Origin of the sequence: Neobacillus drentensis (assembly GCF_036962765.1) — a bacterium.
Taxonomy (GTDB): domain Bacteria; phylum Bacillota; class Bacilli; order Bacillales; family Cytobacillaceae; genus Neobacillus; species Neobacillus drentensis_C.
Genome location: NZ_JBALOS010000127.1, coordinates 1 through 16,805, shown reverse-complemented (window position 1 = coordinate 16,805; position 16,805 = coordinate 1). Strand labels below are relative to the sequence as shown.

Annotated in this window: 13 protein-coding genes and 1 riboswitch; of the genes, 7 read left to right on the top strand and 6 right to left on the bottom strand. The window is 39.9% G+C overall.

The genetic code is table 11. From position 1 onward, the window contains the following. Positions 1-248 precede the first annotated feature (248 nt). Positions 249-365, top strand: a riboswitch (SAM riboswitch). A gap of 132 nt (positions 366-497) precedes the next feature. From V7137_RS16475 to V7137_RS16445, 7 genes are all read left to right on the top strand, one after another. Further along, complete coding sequence (locus V7137_RS16475; protein WP_335699086.1) at positions 498-1,610, top strand: methionine biosynthesis PLP-dependent protein; 1,113 nt, start codon at positions 498-500, stop codon at positions 1,608-1,610. After that, positions 1,610-2,803, top strand: coding sequence for a cystathionine beta-lyase (gene metC, locus V7137_RS16470; protein ID WP_335699085.1), 1,194 nt, complete (start codon positions 1,610-1,612; stop codon positions 2,801-2,803). Before V7137_RS16475 ends, metC begins: the two co-directional genes overlap by 1 nt. Further along, positions 2,800-4,665, top strand: coding sequence for a bifunctional homocysteine S-methyltransferase/methylenetetrahydrofolate reductase (locus V7137_RS16465; protein WP_335699084.1), 1,866 nt, complete (start codon positions 2,800-2,802; stop codon positions 4,663-4,665). The genes metC and V7137_RS16465 overlap by 4 nt, the downstream gene beginning before the upstream one ends. Beyond that, complete coding sequence (gene metH / locus V7137_RS16460; protein ID WP_335699083.1) at positions 4,643-8,092, top strand: methionine synthase; 3,450 nt, start codon at positions 4,643-4,645, stop codon at positions 8,090-8,092. Before V7137_RS16465 ends, metH begins: the two co-directional genes overlap by 23 nt. A gap of 335 nt (positions 8,093-8,427) precedes the next feature. Beyond that, a complete protein-coding gene (locus V7137_RS16455) occupies positions 8,428-8,856 on the top strand; it encodes a MarR family winged helix-turn-helix transcriptional regulator (protein ID WP_335699082.1) in 429 nt (142 codons plus the stop codon). 169 nt (positions 8,857-9,025) lie between these two features. Next, entirely contained in the window at positions 9,026-10,237 is a 1,212-nt protein-coding gene (locus V7137_RS16450; RefSeq protein ID WP_335699081.1) for an MFS transporter, read from the top strand. Between the two features lie 117 nt (positions 10,238-10,354). Beyond that, positions 10,355-10,558: a hypothetical protein gene (locus V7137_RS16445; protein WP_335699080.1), complete on the top strand. Its 204-nt coding sequence runs from the start codon at positions 10,355-10,357 to the stop codon at positions 10,556-10,558. Here V7137_RS16445 and V7137_RS16440 read toward each other — a convergent pair. From V7137_RS16440 to V7137_RS16415, 6 genes are all read right to left on the bottom strand, one after another. Continuing rightward, on the bottom strand, positions 10,555-11,019 hold the full coding sequence (locus V7137_RS16440) for a hypothetical protein (protein WP_335699079.1): 465 nt from the start codon (positions 11,017-11,019) through the stop codon (positions 10,555-10,557). The two genes, V7137_RS16445 and V7137_RS16440, sit on opposite strands and share 4 nt — an antisense overlap. A 17-nt stretch (positions 11,020-11,036) precedes the next feature. After that, positions 11,037-12,017, bottom strand: coding sequence for an ABC transporter ATP-binding protein (locus tag V7137_RS16435; RefSeq protein WP_335699078.1), 981 nt, complete (start codon positions 12,015-12,017; stop codon positions 11,037-11,039). Next, entirely contained in the window at positions 12,010-13,014 is a 1,005-nt protein-coding gene (locus tag V7137_RS16430; RefSeq protein ID WP_335699077.1) for an ABC transporter ATP-binding protein, read from the bottom strand. The genes V7137_RS16435 and V7137_RS16430 overlap by 8 nt, the downstream gene beginning before the upstream one ends. Positions 13,015-13,032: 18 nt before the next feature. Continuing rightward, positions 13,033-13,887, bottom strand: coding sequence for an ABC transporter permease (locus tag V7137_RS16425; RefSeq protein ID WP_218348886.1), 855 nt, complete (start codon positions 13,885-13,887; stop codon positions 13,033-13,035). A 3-nt stretch (positions 13,888-13,890) separates the two neighbouring features. Then, positions 13,891-14,847, bottom strand: coding sequence for an ABC transporter permease (locus tag V7137_RS16420; protein ID WP_335699076.1), 957 nt, complete (start codon positions 14,845-14,847; stop codon positions 13,891-13,893). Positions 14,848-14,990: 143 nt separating this feature from the next. Then, entirely contained in the window at positions 14,991-16,568 is a 1,578-nt protein-coding gene (locus V7137_RS16415) for an ABC transporter substrate-binding protein (RefSeq protein WP_335699075.1), read from the bottom strand. Positions 16,569-16,805: the final 237 nt, after the last annotated feature.

Below are 16,805 nucleotides of genomic sequence, written 5' to 3'. Positions count from 1 at the left end.
CTATTAAAACTATTTATCTTATGACTTATTACCTATTCATTAATCTGTGAAGTTCTCTATCGAGAACAATTTATAAATTTATCATAAAGCCTTAAACTACCTCTGTCAACAAGTTTTCAATTAACTATTTATATATTTTTTTTAAAAGACTTTACGTCTAGTTTCTTCATTGATATGTTTTACTTTAAAAACAAATTGACATACCACGAAATTTGTAGTAAATTTTATAAATAATCTAAATATTAATTTTCTTATCAAGAGAGGTTGAGGGAATGGCCCTACGACGCCTCAGCAACCATCAATGGTTTCATTCATTGAAAAGGTGCTAAGTCCTGCAAATTAGTCGCTAATTTGCAAGATAAGAAGAATGACAAATGTGCTGCCTACAAAAGTCTTCTTCTTATAAGAAGACTTTTTTTATTTATCAAAAAGTTTTATCACTCAATCGCGTTAATGCGAAAAACTATAAAAAATTTTTATTACAAGGAGCGTGCATTATGTACAAAATCGATACTAAACTTGCCCAAATCGGCAACCGCAGTGAAACAACAACTGGAACCGTCAATCCGCCTGTATACTTCTCAACTGCCTTCCGCCATGAGGGAATTGGGCAATCAACTGGGTTTGACTATACCCGAACAGGAAATCCAACGCGTCAGCTCCTTGAAAAAACGATTGCTGATTTAGAAGGTGCGGATCAAGGATTTGCCTGCAGCTCTGGTATGGCTGCTATTCAGCTGATTCTTGCTTTATTTGAATCTGGTGACGAATGGATTGTCAGTGAAGATTTATATGGGGGGACCTACCGTCTATTAGAAAAAGGCTATAAAAAATGGGGCTTAACGACTCAATATGTGAATACCTGTTGTCCGGAAGAAGTTGAAAAGAAAATCACAGCACAAACAAAGGCGATTTTCTTAGAAACACCAACAAATCCGCTTATGCAGGAATCGGATATTGCGGCGATTTCAAAGATTGCCAAACAGCATGGCCTATTGTTAATCGTGGACAATACTTTCTATACACCGCTTTTACAACAGCCAATCAGCCTTGGTGCGGATATCGTCATCCACAGTGCAACGAAATACCTAGGAGGTCATAATGATGTCCTGGCCGGCCTTGTTGTGGCAAAAGGAAAAGAACTTTGTGAAGCATTGGCCTTCCATCATAACGGTGCAGGAGCGGTCTTAAGTCCATTTGATTCTTGGCTATTAATGCGCGGAATGAAAACATTGTCACTACGAATGGAACGCCATGAAAAAAATGCAAAGGCGATTGTCGAATTCCTTGCTCAGCATGATGCTGTCACAGATGTCCTCTATCCGGGTCGAGGCGGAATGGTTTCCTTTAGAATTAAGGACGAAGCATGGGTGAATCCATTTTTACAGAATTTAAATTTAATCAGTTTTGCAGAAAGCTTAGGTGGAACAGAAAGCTTCATTACTTATCCAGCAACGCAAACACATATGGATATCCCAGAAGAGATTCGCATTCAAGCAGGCGTTTGCAATCGTTTATTACGTTTTTCTGTTGGACTTGAAGACTCACAAGATATTATTGAAGATTTACAAAACGCGTTTGCTAGAGTTCAGGAAGGAGTGATCGCATAATGTCACACGATGAATATACCTTTGAAACGAGACTCCTTCATAATAAGCATAAAATTGATCCAGCAACCGGAGCTGTCAGTGTTCCGATTCAGCATGCATCAACCTTTCACCAATCAGACTTTGATCAGTATGGCAAGTATGATTATGGCCGTAGTTTAAATCCGACAAGAGAAGCACTTGAAGATGTCATCGCAGAACTCGAAGGCGGGTTAAAAGGGTTTGCCTTTTCATCTGGAATGGCTGCTATTTCGACAGCCTTCCTCTTGCTATCTGCGGGTGATCATATTGTTATTACAGAGGATGTCTATGGGGGAACCTTTCGAATGGTCACTCAGGTCCTCACTCGACTCGGAATTGAACATACCTTTGTCGATATGACTAATATAGAAGAAGTAAAACAAGCCATTCAGTCGAATACGAAGGCGTTTTATGTGGAAACTCCTTCGAATCCGTTAATGAAAGTGACTGACATTCAAGCGATAAGCAAACTAGCAAAGGAGACGGGCGCATTAACATTCGTTGATAACACGTTCCTTACCCCTTCTCACCAAAAGCCATTAGAGCTAGGAGCAGATGTGGTCCTTCATAGCGCGACGAAATTTTTATCGGGGCATAGTGATGTGGTTGCCGGACTTGCAGTCGTCAATGACGAAGACCTGGCGAAAAGATTAGGCTTTTTGCAAAATGGGTTCGGGGCCATCTTGGGTGTTCAAGATGCATGGCTCGTTTTAAGAGGAATTAAGACGTTGCACGTGCGGTTGGAACAATCACAAAATTCGGCTATCAAACTAGCTTATTATTTGAATGCACATCCACTTGTTGAAAAAGTACATTATCCAGGGCTCGAAAGTCACCCGCAATATCAGATCCAAAAGAAGCAAGCAGCTGGACCTGGGGCAGTTTTATCCTTTGAATTGGCTAATGAAGATGCGCTTCGAACCTTTCTTGCCCATGTAAAAATTCCTGTTTTTGCTGTCAGCCTCGGTGCGGTAGAATCTATTCTTTCTTACCCGGCAAAAATGTCCCATGCAGCAATGCCTCAAGAAGAAAGAGAAAAGCGCGGGATTACCAATAGCCTTGTTCGCTTATCAGTTGGGCTTGAAAATCCTGATGACTTGATTAAGGATTTTTCACAGGCGCTCGAGCACGTTCATAAGAATCATTTGGTATTACAGCAAGGAGAATCATCATGAGCTTTTTAGAAAAATTACAAAATCAAATTTTAATTGCAGATGGTGCAATGGGTACTCTCTTGTATTCCTACGGTAAGGATAGCTGTTTGGAGGAACTGAATCTTTCCCAGCCAAACCACATCCAATCGATCCATAAAACCTATATTGATGCGGGAGCAGATGTTATTCAAACCAATACCTATGCGGCAAACTATCTAAAGCTGCAGCGGTATGGTTTAGAGGATTCCGTAAAGGAAATTAACAGTGAAGCCGTCCGATTAGCTAAAAAGGCAGCTTCTCAAACTAATACGTACGTCCTTGGAACTATTGGAGGCAATCGAGGAATAAAACCCGATTCCATTTCTATAGAAGAATTAAAACGAAGTTTCCGTGAACAATTGTATTGTCTCCTCCTAGAAGGAGTAGATGGCCTATTGCTTGAAACCTTTTACGATCTTGAAGAACTCGAGACTATTCTAACCATTGCCAGAAAGGAAACAAAACTGCCAATCATCACTCAGGTCTCCCATCAGGAACCAGGATTTTTACAAGATCGGACACCAGTCAATGATGCCTTAAAACAGCTAGAAGCGCTTGGGGCTGATGTTGTCGGACTAAATTGCCGTCTAGGTCCCCATCATATGCTATTAGCCTTGGAACAAGTTGAATTACCTGAACATGCTTTTCTATCTGCTTATCCAAACTCCAGTCTCCCTGCCTATACGGATGGTAAATTTCATTACGAGGGAGATGCCGATTATTTTCGAAATTCAGCAAAGGCTTTCCGCAGCCAAGGGGTCCGGTTACTTGGAGGTTGCTGCGGGACAACACCAGAACACATTAAAGCCTTTGCTGCTGAATTAAAGAATAGTGTCCCTATTTCTGAAAAAATAGTAAAATTAAAACCAAAGAGTATCATTGTTGATCGCCTTACTCCACAAAGGGAGTTCGCTCCCCTTCAGGAAATTGTGAAGGAAAGACCATCGGTTATCGTAGAATTAGACCCACCTAGAAAACTAGACACGTCAAAGTTCTTCGAAGGAGCCAAAGCCCTAAAAGAAGCAGGTATTGACTCCATAACTTTAGCCGATAATTCTCTTGCAACGGTGCGGATATCCAATGAATCTTTAGGATATTTGGTAAAAGAGAACTTAGGAATGCGGCCGCTGATTCATATTGCCTGCCGTGACCGCAATATTATTGGCTTACAGTCCCATTTAATGGGTCTTCATACGCTTGGGATGAATGATGTCTTAGCGATCACTGGTGACCCTGCAAGAGTAGGCGATTTTCCGGGAGCTTCTTCTGTTTACGATGTGTCTTCTTTTGAATTAATCCAGATGATTAAGCAATTGAATGAAGGTTTATCTTTTTCCGGAAAAGATTTGGGACAAAAAACCGCTTTTAGCATTGCCGCAGCTTTTAATCCAAATGTTCGCTCAGTTGAAAAAGCAGTTAAGAGATTAGAGAAAAAAGTCCAATACGGAGCAGATTATTTTATCTCCCAACCTGTTTTTTCGGAGGAAAAATTAATCGAAGTTTATGAAAATACAAAACATCTAGATGCACCAATTTATATTGGCCTTATGCCGCTGACAAGCAGTAAAAATGCCGAGTTCCTTCATAATGAAGTGCCGGGGATCAAAATTGCTGATTCCATTCGAAACCGAATGGCAAGCTTAAACGACAATCCCCTTCAAGCCGCACGGGAAGGAATTGAAATTACAAAATCATTAATAGATACCGCACTCGATTTATTTAACGGTATTTATTTGATTACACCATTTTTACGCTATGAACTAACAGCTGAGCTGGCTCTATACACCCGCCAGCGTGCAAGTGAATTGAGGGGGAACAACATTGCTGAAAACATCATTTACTGAACAGTTAAAGAAACGAATCCTCATTATGGACGGAGCAATGGGAACGATGCTTCAACGTGTAAACCTTACCGCTGACGATTTTGGTGGCGAGGAATATGATGGCTGTAACGAACACCTTAATTTAACGGCTCCCTCTGTTATTGCTAATATTCACCGCGAATATTTAGAAGCTGGAGCAGACATTATCGAAACCAATACGTTTGGAGCTACAAGCATTGTCCTTGATGAGTATGGTCTCGGCTACAAAGCCTATGAAATCAATAAAATCGCTGCGATGATCGCAATAGGCGAAGTCCAAAAGGTTTATACCGACGGATGGCCACGTTTTGTAGCTGGTGCTATGGGTCCGACAACGAAAACACTAAGTGTGACGGGCGGAACAACCTTTGATGCACTTGCGACCAGCTACGAGGAACAAGCGCTTGGCTTAATTGACGGTGGCGTCGACCTTCTTCTACTTGAAACGAGCCAGGATATGTTGAATGTAAAAGCTGGTTTCTCAGGCATTCAAAGTGCTTTTTCAAAAACTGGAACCACACTTCCAATAGTGATATCCGGAACCATTGAACCAATGGGCACAACTCTTGCCGGACAGTCGATCGAATCGTTCTATATTTCAGTTGAGCATATGAATCCCGTGGCTGTTGGACTTAACTGTGCTACGGGTCCAGAATTTATGCAAGACCATATACGTACCCTTTCCAATCTTGCAACAACAGCAGTAAGTTGTTATCCGAATGCTGGTTTGCCTGATGAAGAAGGACACTATCATGAATCACCAGAAATTCTTGCGAAAAAACTTTCTGATTTTGCGGCTCATGGTTGGCTAAATATTGTTGGCGGATGCTGCGGGACAACTCCTGAGCATATTAGCGCAATATCTGAAGCCATGAAAAACTTTAAACCTCGAGAAACCAAGCAATCCACTGTTCATATGGTTTCCGGTATTGAGCCATTTGTTTATGATGATCCCTCACTTCGTCCCATTATGGTTGGAGAACGAACCAATGTCATTGGTTCACGGAAGTTCAAACGTTTAATCACTGAGGGGAAGTTTGAGGAAGCATCCGAAGTGGCTAGAGCACAGGTTAAGGGTGGAGCACATGTAATCGATATTTGCCTTGCAGACCCAGACCGCGAAGAGATTGTCGATATGGAAAATTTCATACAAGAAGTGGTTAAGAAAGTCAAGGTGCCTCTTGTCATTGATTCAACCGACGAGAAAGTCATTGAAAAGGCACTCAAATATTCGCAAGGTAAAGCGATTATTAATTCAATTAACCTAGAGGATGGCGAAGAAAGATTTGAAGCAATCGTTCCTTTAATTCACCGATACGGTGGTGCCGTAGTAGTAGGAACTATTGATGAAGAGGGTATGGGCGTTACGGCAGAGCAAAAATTAACCATTGCCAAGCGTTCCTATGACCTATTAGTAAACAAATATAAGCTTAAACCACAAGATCTTATTTTTGATCCGCTCGTTTTTCCAGTTGGTACAGGGGATGAACAATATATAGGCTCTGCTAAGGCAACGGTCGAGGGAATTAAATTAATCAAAGAACATTTACCGGAAACCCAAACTATTCTCGGAATAAGTAACGTGTCTTTCGGTCTTCCTCCTGTTGGAAGAGAAGTTTTAAATTCTGTGTTTCTTTACCATTGTACTCATGCCGGGCTTGATTATGCGATCGTTAATACTGAAAAGCTAGAGAGGTTTGCTTCCATATCCAAAGAAGAAGTCCAGTTAGCAGAAGCCCTTTTATTTGATACGACAGATGAAACCTTAGCTACCTTTACTGAATTTTATCGAGGTAAAAAGAAAGAAGCGAAGGTAACTGTTCCAAATATGAGTCTCGAAGAACGACTCGCTTATTATGTGGTTGAGGGTACAAAAGAAGGCTTGCTGCCGGATTTGGATATAGCACTTGAAACCTATCCTGCTCCACTTGATATTATTAACGGACCTTTAATGAATGGCATGAAGGAAGTGGGCCGTTTATTTAATGATAATCAATTAATTGTTGCCGAAGTTCTGCAAAGCGCAGAGGTAATGAAAGCGTCTGTGTCTCATTTAGAACCTCATATGGAAAAAGGCGATGTTTCTGCTTCGAAAGGAAAAGTCATTTTGGCTACCGTAAAAGGCGATGTCCATGATATTGGTAAGAATCTGGTCGATATTATTCTTAGCAATAATGGCTATAACGTGATCGACCTAGGGATAAAAGTGAACCCAACCGATTTAGTTCAAGCCATTCAGAAAGAAAAACCAGATATGGTTGGTTTATCCGGATTACTGGTTAAATCGGCTCAGCAAATGGTATTAACAGCACAGGACATGAAAGCAGCAGGAATTTCATTGCCTATTTTAGTTGGCGGGGCAGCCCTTTCCCGAAAATTTACTGATACAAAAATAGCAAAGGAATATGATGGACTCGTTCTCTACGCGAAGGATGCGATGACAGGTTTATCCATTGCTAATCAACTGGGATCACCTGAGGAACATCAAAAACTTCTTGATGATAAAAAGGTAAAACTGGCATCTTTAGACGTACCACGAGAATTACCAAGCCGTTCGGCAGTTTCTGTGGCAGTAAAACCTAGGAGTACCGTTTCTACAGAAGTTCCTGTTTTTACTCCAATGGATACGAAGAGACATATCTTAAAATCATACTCCCTCTCCCATATTGAACCGTATATCAATATGCAAATGCTGATTGGGCACCATCTTGGGGTAAAGGGTAAACTATCTAAATTGCTCGCTGAGAAGAATGAAAAAGCGATAAAAGTAAAAGAAGTGGTCGATCAATTGGTAGAAGACGCTCGCATTAACAAATGGATTACTCCAGCGGCAGCTTATCAGTTTTTCCCTGCCCAATCGGATGGTAACAAAGTGATTATTTTTGATCCTGAAAATCCCGAAAAGGTGATTGAAACGTTTGATTTCCCTCGTCAGGATTCAGCTCCGTTTCTTTGTTTAGCTGATTTTGTTAAATCGATTGACAGTGGCGTAAAGGATTATGTAGGTTTCTTTACAGTGACAGCCGGAAAAGGAATTCGCCAAAAAGCGGACCAATTCAAAGCTGAAGGACGTTTTTTAGAGAGCCATGCACTTCAATCATTGGCACTGGAAACAGCGGAAGGCTTTGCGGAATTAATTCACCGTCAAATGCGCGATCGCTGGGGATTCCCGGATCCGCTCGATTTTACCATGCAGGACCGTTTTGCCGCTCATTATCAGGGACAGCGTTTCTCCTTCGGATACCCTGCCTGCCCTGAATTAGAGGATCAGAAAAAGCTGTTTAAGTTGATCCAACCGGAAGAAATCGGAATTCAACTAACAGAGGGCTGTATGATGGAACCGGAAGCCTCAGTTTCGGCGATGGTGTTTGCCCATCCAGAAGCTAGATATTTTAATGTGTTAAGATAAGGGTTTTTAAAATAATTCCGCGGAATTCGGCTGTTTTGGATTCCGTGGATTTTTTTGACTAATTTTAAGCATTTACGCCAAAATTTATTATCATTACGCACAAAAACACCAGAGACTTTTAGCCATTGACGCTTCTAAATTTTTGAAACGGGACTATCAGTGGCCATTTATGATAATTCCCCGAACTCTCGACTAAAATTCCACCAAATAGGAAAGTATTACGTGAGTATAGCATCAGCCCCCCATTCGTGAATCTTACTTGACATTTTCCAATAAAACCACTATAGTTACCTAGGTAACTAATTCTAGAAAGAAGTTTGAGGTGTGCTACATAAATGAATAGTCACGAATTATTCCATACGCTCCATCAGCTTTCACGCCATCTGACCAATACACTTAATGAAGCATTGAAGCCTTTAGGTTTATACGGATCACAGTGGGCCGTCATTTACGTCTTAAAAACGAAAGGCACCTTAACCCAAAAGGAACTTTGTGATTATTTATTCGTTGAGGCTCCCCCCATGACACGCACGATTCAACGGCTGGTCAAACAAGGCTACGTACGGCAGGTCACAGGCAAAGACAAACGCGAGAAACTTATTGAGTTAACAGATCTGGCCTTAACGTTATTCCCTGAGTGGGAAAGCACTGTCTTTGAAACAAATCAGTCATTATTAAAGCACCTTCCAGAGACAACCCAGGAGGAGCTATTTCATTTACAAAAAAGCTGGTTGCAACAGCTTTTATTAAGGCACTTTTCGTAAACTTTGTTGCTTTTGGATCTTAATAAGGGTTATTTACTTAGTTTCTAGGCAATTTTCGCAAATGTTCTTACGAAAAGATGCCACGAAGCATCTAGTTATACGGGTTGATGAACTTATACGGAAAACAACAATTTATGCGAAAATAGCCTTTATTAAAGGAGTAGATCAAATGAATAAACCTAAATTATGGACGAAGAGTTTTATCAGCATTTCTTTAAGTAACTTCTTTCTGTTTTTAACCTTTTATGTTTTACTCGTCACACTTCCTATTTATGCGATACAGGAATTTCACAGCAATGCCTCTGAAGCAGGATTAATGACAACCGTGTTTTTGATTTCGGCGATTATCTCCCGCCCTCTTGCTGGTCAATGGCTTGAAAAAACAAGTCATAAAAAGGTACTGCTTGCGGCACTGATTATTTTCTCAGGCGCCTCACTGTTATATTTTTTCCCAAAAACAATCATTGGATTTTTGGTCATTCGTTTGTTACATGGTATTGGTTTTGGGATGGCGACTACCGCTGCAGGGGCAATCGTTGCGGACCTCATTCCTATTTCGCGCCGTGGTGAAGGAATGGGTTATTTTATTATGTCGACGAATATGGCGATGGTGTTAGGACCCTTTATCGGCTTAACGGCAATCCAGCAGTGGGGCGCGGAAACACTGTTCATCATTAGTGTCATAGTCGCGATTGGGGCCTTGATTACCGGGTTAAGCGTAAAAGTTAGAGAAACAGAGCAAACAGACCAGCCGGTTGTACACTCTGCCTTTTCCTTCAAAAGCTTTTTTGAGACTTCGGCCGTTCCAATCGCAATTGTCGGCTGCTTTCTTGCCATCGTTTATTCAGCGCTTCTTTCTTTCGTATCTTTATTTGCAACTGAAATACACCTTGCTGAAGTATCCTCCCTTTTCTTTGTGGTTTATGCGATTGTTCTATTAATTTCAAGACCTTTTACTGGAAAATGGTTAGACCTGTATGGTCCCAATGTGATTGTTTATCCGTCCATCGTATTGTTTGCGATTGGAATGTTTATCTTGAGTCAAAGTAACAGCGCCGTCAGTTTTCTCCTTTCGGCAGGAATGATTGGTTTAGGCTGGGGAACATTGTTTCCAACCTTCCAAACAATCGCTATACAAGACGCTGCCCCTCGAAAAAGAGGATTAGCTACTGCTACTTTCCTATCAATCTATGATATTGGCATTGCCTTGGGTTCATTTGTAGTAGGCTTAGCGGCGGCAAAAATGAATTATAGCTCTCTCTATTTCTTATGTTCCTTCTATGTTCTAATTGGGATTGTTCTCTATTATTTCCTTCATGCCCGAAAACAAGCATCGATTAAAGAACAGAACCAAACAGAGTTAACTAACGTTAACTCCTAATAATTCCTCTCCCTTTAAATATGGATACCTTTTCCACCCATTTTAAAGAGGGAGTGTACGATTTGATATGTATTGTTATATAATGGAACTCTAACGATGATTAGAGGAGTGATAGGAATGGCAAAATCGAAAGCCAAAAAATTACGCGAAAAGCTGACCCGTGAAGGTCGAATGAATCCGGCAGAAAAACGAAGCCCGTTTGTCTTTACAGACATGAGATCAAGGACAACAAAAACGAAAAAGGACCATTTATACCAATTTAAACATAAGAACCATCAATCCCGGGACGGAAATGATGGTTCTTTTTATTTTGTCAGTTAATTCAACTTGAAATTCGGTTTATACGTTAGCTCAATTTTAAGCAAATACATGTCATGATCCTTGTCTTCTTCTTGCAAGACGACCGTCCAGTTTTTCGCTATCATGTTTCGGAGTGTCTGAAGATTATCGGCAGTCATTTTAACAGTATCTAGAAACTCTCCAGTATCAACGAAATCCTCGCCTTCCTTCATGCCAAACTTAATGGCTAACAAGGATTTAAGTGCACCCTTTGTCAAAAAAGAAATTTCATACCCCTCCTTGATTGCCTGGTGACATTTCTCTTTATTCAAGTGATAAAAGTCGACCAGCGCTTGCCAAGAAGGAATTCCTTCCCCCAAACTCTCAAGTAATTCTTCATTTCCCTCATTCAAAAGGGCAACGATAGTTGGATTATTAAATCCTTTTGCTTTCATCATTTCAAGCATAAGAGCATAATTTAATGCTAACTTTACCTTTTCCATTTTATCCGTCCGCCTTTTTAATATAAGTGACAAGCAACGAGATGCTCACCATCTACTTCTCTTAGCTGTGGGTCCACTTCTGCACAGATTGGTTTAGCAAATGGACAGCGCGATCGAAAACGGCAGCCAGTTTCCATCTCAATTGGGCTTGGAAGCTCTCCTGTTATTATTTCTCGCATGTTATTCTGCGCCTTGATTGGATCCGGTATTGGAATCGCAGACAATAACGCTTGCGTGTATGGATGCAACGGTCTATCGTATAGCTCCTCACTCTTGGATATCTCGACCATTTTACCGAGATACATGACACCAATCCGGTCAGAGATGTGGCGGACCATGGATAAATCATGTGCCACGAATAAATAAGTTAGGTTCATCTCAATCTGTAAATCTTCTAACATATTAATTACTTGTGCTTGTATGGAAACATCCAGTGCAGAAATGGCCTCATCACAAAGAATGAAATCAGGATTTATCGCTAACGCCCGGGCAATACCAATTCTTTGACGCTGCCCGCCACTAAATTCGTGCGGAAATTTTTCTAAATCGTCCTTTTTCAGGCCCACTTTTTCAAGCATATCGATAATGACTTCTCTTCTTTCATTTTTGGAAAGAGAGGTATGAATTTCCAGCGGTTCATCGATGATTTCTTCCACATTCATATAGGGGTTAAGTGACGAGTACGGATCCTGAAAGATCATCTGCATTCTTTTTCTAAACGGTTGAAGTTCTTTACTCTTTAAGTTGGCAATATTTTTGCCATCAAAAAGAATTTCTCCTTCTGTCGGGTCGTACAAACGATTTAGGGTTCTCCCCAATGTGGATTTTCCGCATCCCGATTCTCCTACAAGACCAAAGGTTTCACCTTTGTAAATATGGAACGAGATATCATCAACAGCCTTCACAACTGGTTTGTTTTTGCTGAACATAGAAGTTTTTAATGGGAAGTATTTCTTTAGATTTTTTACTTCAATGAGTTTTTCCTGTGTCTCAGTCATCTAGTTGATCTCCTTCCCCTACTAAGAAGCACATACTTTTCTGCGTTGCTGAGAAATTTTTGTATTCTGGTATCTCCATGAAACATTTATCCATAGCATACTCGCATCGTTCGGCAAATGGACAACCGCTCTTTATACTTTGAAGCGATGGAGCTGCACCTTTTATGGGCTTTAGTCTCGTTTTTTCTCCGTCCACTCTTGGAATGGAATTCAATAACGCTTTTGTATATGGATGTTTGGGTGAATAAAATATTTCATGGGCGAGCCCCTCTTCCATCACCATTCCTGCATACATAACCAGAATGCGGCTGCATATGGTCGCCACAACTCCAAGATCATGTGTAATGAACACAACCGACATATCGTTTTCTTGCTGCAGCTTTTTTAACAGTTCTAGAATTTGTGCTTGGATGGTGACGTCAAGGGCAGTCGTTGGTTCATCTGCAATTAATAGCTTGGGATTACATGCTAACGCCATAGCAATTAATACCCTTTGTCTCATTCCACCTGAAAATTCATGGGGATATTGATTAACCCTTGTTTCAGGAGAAGGAATTCCTACCATTCTCAACAGTTCAACAGCCTCGAGCTTAGCTTCTCTCTTGTTCATACCTCTAACTCTTATTAGTAATTCAACAAGATGATCTCCTGCTTTTTTTAATGGATTAAGAGCTGTCATTGGATCTTGAAAAATCATCGCGATATCGCGACCCCTTATGGCCCTTTTTTCTTTTTTAGATAGGCTTTCGAAATTCTTCCCATCTAATATGATTTCTCCTGCATCGACTTTTGCATTACTAGGGATAATACCTAGAATCGATTTAACCAAGATACTTTTTCCGCTTCCTGATTCACCGACAATCCCTAGTATTTCACCCTTTTGAACAGTAAAGTCTATGCCACGGACCACCTCCGTTTTCGAATTGCCGTTGTAAAAGCTTGTACGGAGGTTATTAACATCTAGTAAATTATTTTTATTCTTATCGTTATTGCTCATTACAGCTAGTCCTCCTATTTATTTCCCACTCGTCTTTGGCTCGACAACAGCCCGAAGAATATCACCGAGTCTATTAAAAGAATAAACGGTTAGTACGATGAGAAGTCCAGGTAGTATTGCCATATAGGGTGCATTTCCTAAGTTTCCCTGTGCATTTTGAAGCATGCTCCCCCATGAAGATAATGGCTGTTGAATCCCGAGCCCAAGAAAGCTTAGGGCTGATTCCATTAATATTGCATTGGCAATACTTACTGTAGATGCCACGATGAATGTAGGAAAAACGGCTGGAATAATATGCTTCAAAATTACTTTTTTCAATGATTGTCCCGATGATTTAGCATATAAAACATATTCTCTTTCTTTTATCGAGAGGGTCTCAGCACGAACTAACCTAGCCGTGCTCATCCATGTAAAAAGACCAATAACAAGAATAATAGCTTTTAAACCTGGTGTAAGGTAAATACTTACAACTGTCACAAGGATCATCCATGGAATGGAAGAAATCACATCAACTGTTCTCATTAAAAAGTTATCGACCCGACCACCAAAATAGCCGCTAATTGTCCCTATTAATACTCCAATACTAGTAGAAATAAGCATCGCTAAAATCCCAACTGTAAGGGAAATTCGCCCACCGTATAAGGCTCTTGTTAGATAATCTCTGCCAAGCTCGTCGGTACCAAACCAATGCTTCGCACTTGGTCCTTCAAGAACACTTGTTACATCCACTTTATCCGGTGGATACGGAGACAAAAAGGCGAAGATAGATATGAATAAGATAAGAGTAAGGAAAATTAGGGCTATGGCCGCCGTTTTATTGCGTTTAAGTTCTTTTTTAAACTGTTGCGTTCTTCTATTTTTCTTTCCGGCCAACTTCTATTCCCCCATTCCCTTTATTCTTGGGTCGACAATACTATATAAAATGTCGGATACCAAATTCCCAATAATGACAAGACTTGCTGAAAGCAACATGATGGCCATGACCACTGGATAATCAAACCCTTGAATCGCTTTTACAAAATACGTCCCTATTCCCGGCCAGCCAAAAACTGTTTCTGTTACGACTGCCCCGGTTACTAACATTGGAAGGCTCATCCCTACAATAGTAATGATAGGAAGCAGAACGTTTCTCAGTACATGTTTAAATAAAATCCATGTTGGATTTGCTCCATATGCCTGTTGAACCATGACATAATCTTCGGATAGCTGTCCAATTGTAGATGAACGGACATAACGAACTAGCTCCGGTATGAATGAAAGCATTAATACAGTACATGGCAGCACCATATGACTGAGAAGATCGATAAAAGATTCTTCGTTCCCAATGGTGTGCATTCCAAGGATTGGAAAAATATTTAGACGATGGCCAAAAATAAACACGAGTATCATCGCCGTCCAAAAGCTAGGAATGGCTATCCCAAATGAACTTAGTCCATCAATGATTTTATCCGCTAATTTCCCTTTGTTAGCACCAGCAACTAATCCAAGAAGAATGGAAAAAAACAAGGCAACGATGTAAGCGGGAAGAACTAGGAGAATAGTATTTGGTATTCTAGCTGAAAGATCATTTGTTATATTTTCATGCGTGACAATGGAATATCCCCATTCACCGCTTAAAATCCCTTTAACCCAATAAAAGTATTGCAAATAGGCAGGCTTGTCTAATCCATATCTGGCTTTGATCAGTTCGACGGTTTTCTTCGTCATGTTCGGTGTCGTCATTGCATCCACCGCATCATATGGAGCCAATTGTATAAGAGTAAAGCAAATGATTGAAATAATGAATAGTAAAGGGATTGCCTGTAAAATCCTTTTAAAAATATACTTTAACAAAAATAATTCCACTCCTTACGCTTCACAGATAGAGGGCGAGTCTACTGGAAACGAATTCTACTCTACAATTCTATTACTTTTGGTGTTAAAAAATAAAGATAAACAGCGGACTGTTTATCTTTATCTTCACATGAGCAATATTATTAGTAAGATAGCTTCGACATATCCTCGAATGTGTAAACAGGTACTAGACCCGCTTCTTCAATGCCTTTGATTCTAGAATCAATTGCAAGAATTCGTTTGTTTTCTGTTAGTGGATAGAAGGCAGCATCCTCGATAATGAGTTTTTGAATTTCTTCATAAATAGCTTTACGCTTAGCTTCGTCTTTCTCTACACGGCCTTGATTAAATAATTCATCCACTTTTGGATTGCTGTAATGCATGTAGTTTGCTTCGCCATTCGATACAAACAAGGAATTAAAGGTGTCTGGGTCAATTCCCATGATGTAGCCGCTAAGATACATATCAAAGTCAGTTTGCACGCTTTGAAGTTTCTTGCTTAGCGCAGTAGCATCCATTCCTACTAACTCAACCGAAATGCCTGCAGATTTTAAGTTTTGTTGAATGACAGCGGCTTGCTTTTGCTGGATTGGATTATTGGCAATAAACGCAAGTTTTAATTTTAGATTAGAAGCTCCTGCTTTTGAAAGTAAGTCTTTCGCTTTTTTTGTATCAAATTTATGTTTTTCTACTTTGTCAGTAAAATAGGTTGCTTTCTTTGGTAAGAAAGAATAGGCAGGCTTAGAATAATCGGTAGATACATAACTTGCTGTATTGATTTCATCACGATTTAATCCGAAAGCAATTGCCTGTCTTACCTCTTTTTTCTGTACTGCTTTTGAGCTTAAGTTAAAAGCTAAGTAACCAATTCGACCCTCATCATATGGTTTAATGGTCACATTTGACCCTTTAAATTTGCTTGTATCTGAAGGCTGAATAGCTAAAGCATTAATTTCTCCTTTTTGGAGAGCCATTGTGGCTGTATTTGGATCCATAATAATACGGTAAACAACCTTTGCAATCTTTGGTGCACCTAAGAAATAATCATCATTCTTTTCAAAGGTAACACTTTCCCCAGCTTTATATTCTTTTAATTTATAAGGACCAGTACCTACCGGAGTAGCATTCTTTGTGCTATTCGCAATGTTTGTTTCCCCGTCGTAAACATGTTTCGGCATAATGAAAATATTACCTAATGCTTCCATTGCCCCCATGCTAACTGTTGGTAACGTGAATTTCACTGTATAGTCATCTACTTTTTCGACTTTAACTGGTTGATTATTAAATAATAGCTGGCTTCTTGCCCAGCCACCATTTTCTTCTTTTAACATTTGCTCATAAGTGAATACCACATCATCAGCAGTAAATGACTGGCCATCATGCCACTTTACGCCTTTTCTTAATTTTGCTGTATACGTTAAGAAATCTTTTGATGGTGTCATACTTTCCGCCAAGAAGTACTTAATATTATCTTTCCCGTTATACATATACAATGGAGAATAAAGAGTTTTAATTTCCATTAAACCATAACGGTCACCTGTCGTGATTACGTTAACAGCGTTCCCTGGATCTCCGTCAATTCCGTAAATAAAGGTATCTGGTTTATTAGTTCCTTCATTTTTAGAGCTTGACTTTTCTGTCGATTTTGAAGAACAGCCAGCAAGAACTAGAAAGATACTTAATAAGATGGCTACAAGAATATTTACATTGTTACGAACCAATTTGTCTTCCCCCTACATTAAATTTTTATTTTAAAGAGAATTAGATTAGTAGCAGTTTAATGTAATGCTTTTAATTCCTACTAATCTTATCTGTATTACAAGTAACAATATTACATGATAGCCTCATAATAGTAAATAATAAATCCTCACAGTACATTTCATTAACTTCTGTATACAAACGATTCGACTCAGGATTGTAAAAAAGCACTTATTATTTAGAGATATAACTTCATCCTC

Bases quoted from the DNA above. Each gene is read 5' to 3' on its own strand.
- V7137_RS16430 (WP_335699077.1), bottom strand. From the start codon at position 13,014: ATGAGCAATAACGATAAGAATAAAAATAATTTACTAGATGTTAATAAC.
- metC (WP_335699085.1), top strand. From the start codon at position 1,610: ATGTCACACGATGAATATACCTTTGAAACGAGACTCCTTCATAATAAG.
- V7137_RS16465 (WP_335699084.1), top strand. From the start codon at position 2,800: ATGAGCTTTTTAGAAAAATTACAAAATCAAATTTTAATTGCAGATGGT.
- V7137_RS16445 (WP_335699080.1), top strand. From the start codon at position 10,355: ATGGCAAAATCGAAAGCCAAAAAATTACGCGAAAAGCTGACCCGTGAA.
- V7137_RS16450 (WP_335699081.1), top strand. From the start codon at position 9,026: ATGAATAAACCTAAATTATGGACGAAGAGTTTTATCAGCATTTCTTTA.
- V7137_RS16435 (WP_335699078.1), bottom strand. From the start codon at position 12,017: ATGACTGAGACACAGGAAAAACTCATTGAAGTAAAAAATCTAAAGAAA.
- V7137_RS16440 (WP_335699079.1), bottom strand. From the start codon at position 11,019: ATGGAAAAGGTAAAGTTAGCATTAAATTATGCTCTTATGCTTGAAATG.
- V7137_RS16455 (WP_335699082.1), top strand. From the start codon at position 8,428: ATGAATAGTCACGAATTATTCCATACGCTCCATCAGCTTTCACGCCAT.
- V7137_RS16475 (WP_335699086.1), top strand. From the start codon at position 498: ATGTACAAAATCGATACTAAACTTGCCCAAATCGGCAACCGCAGTGAA.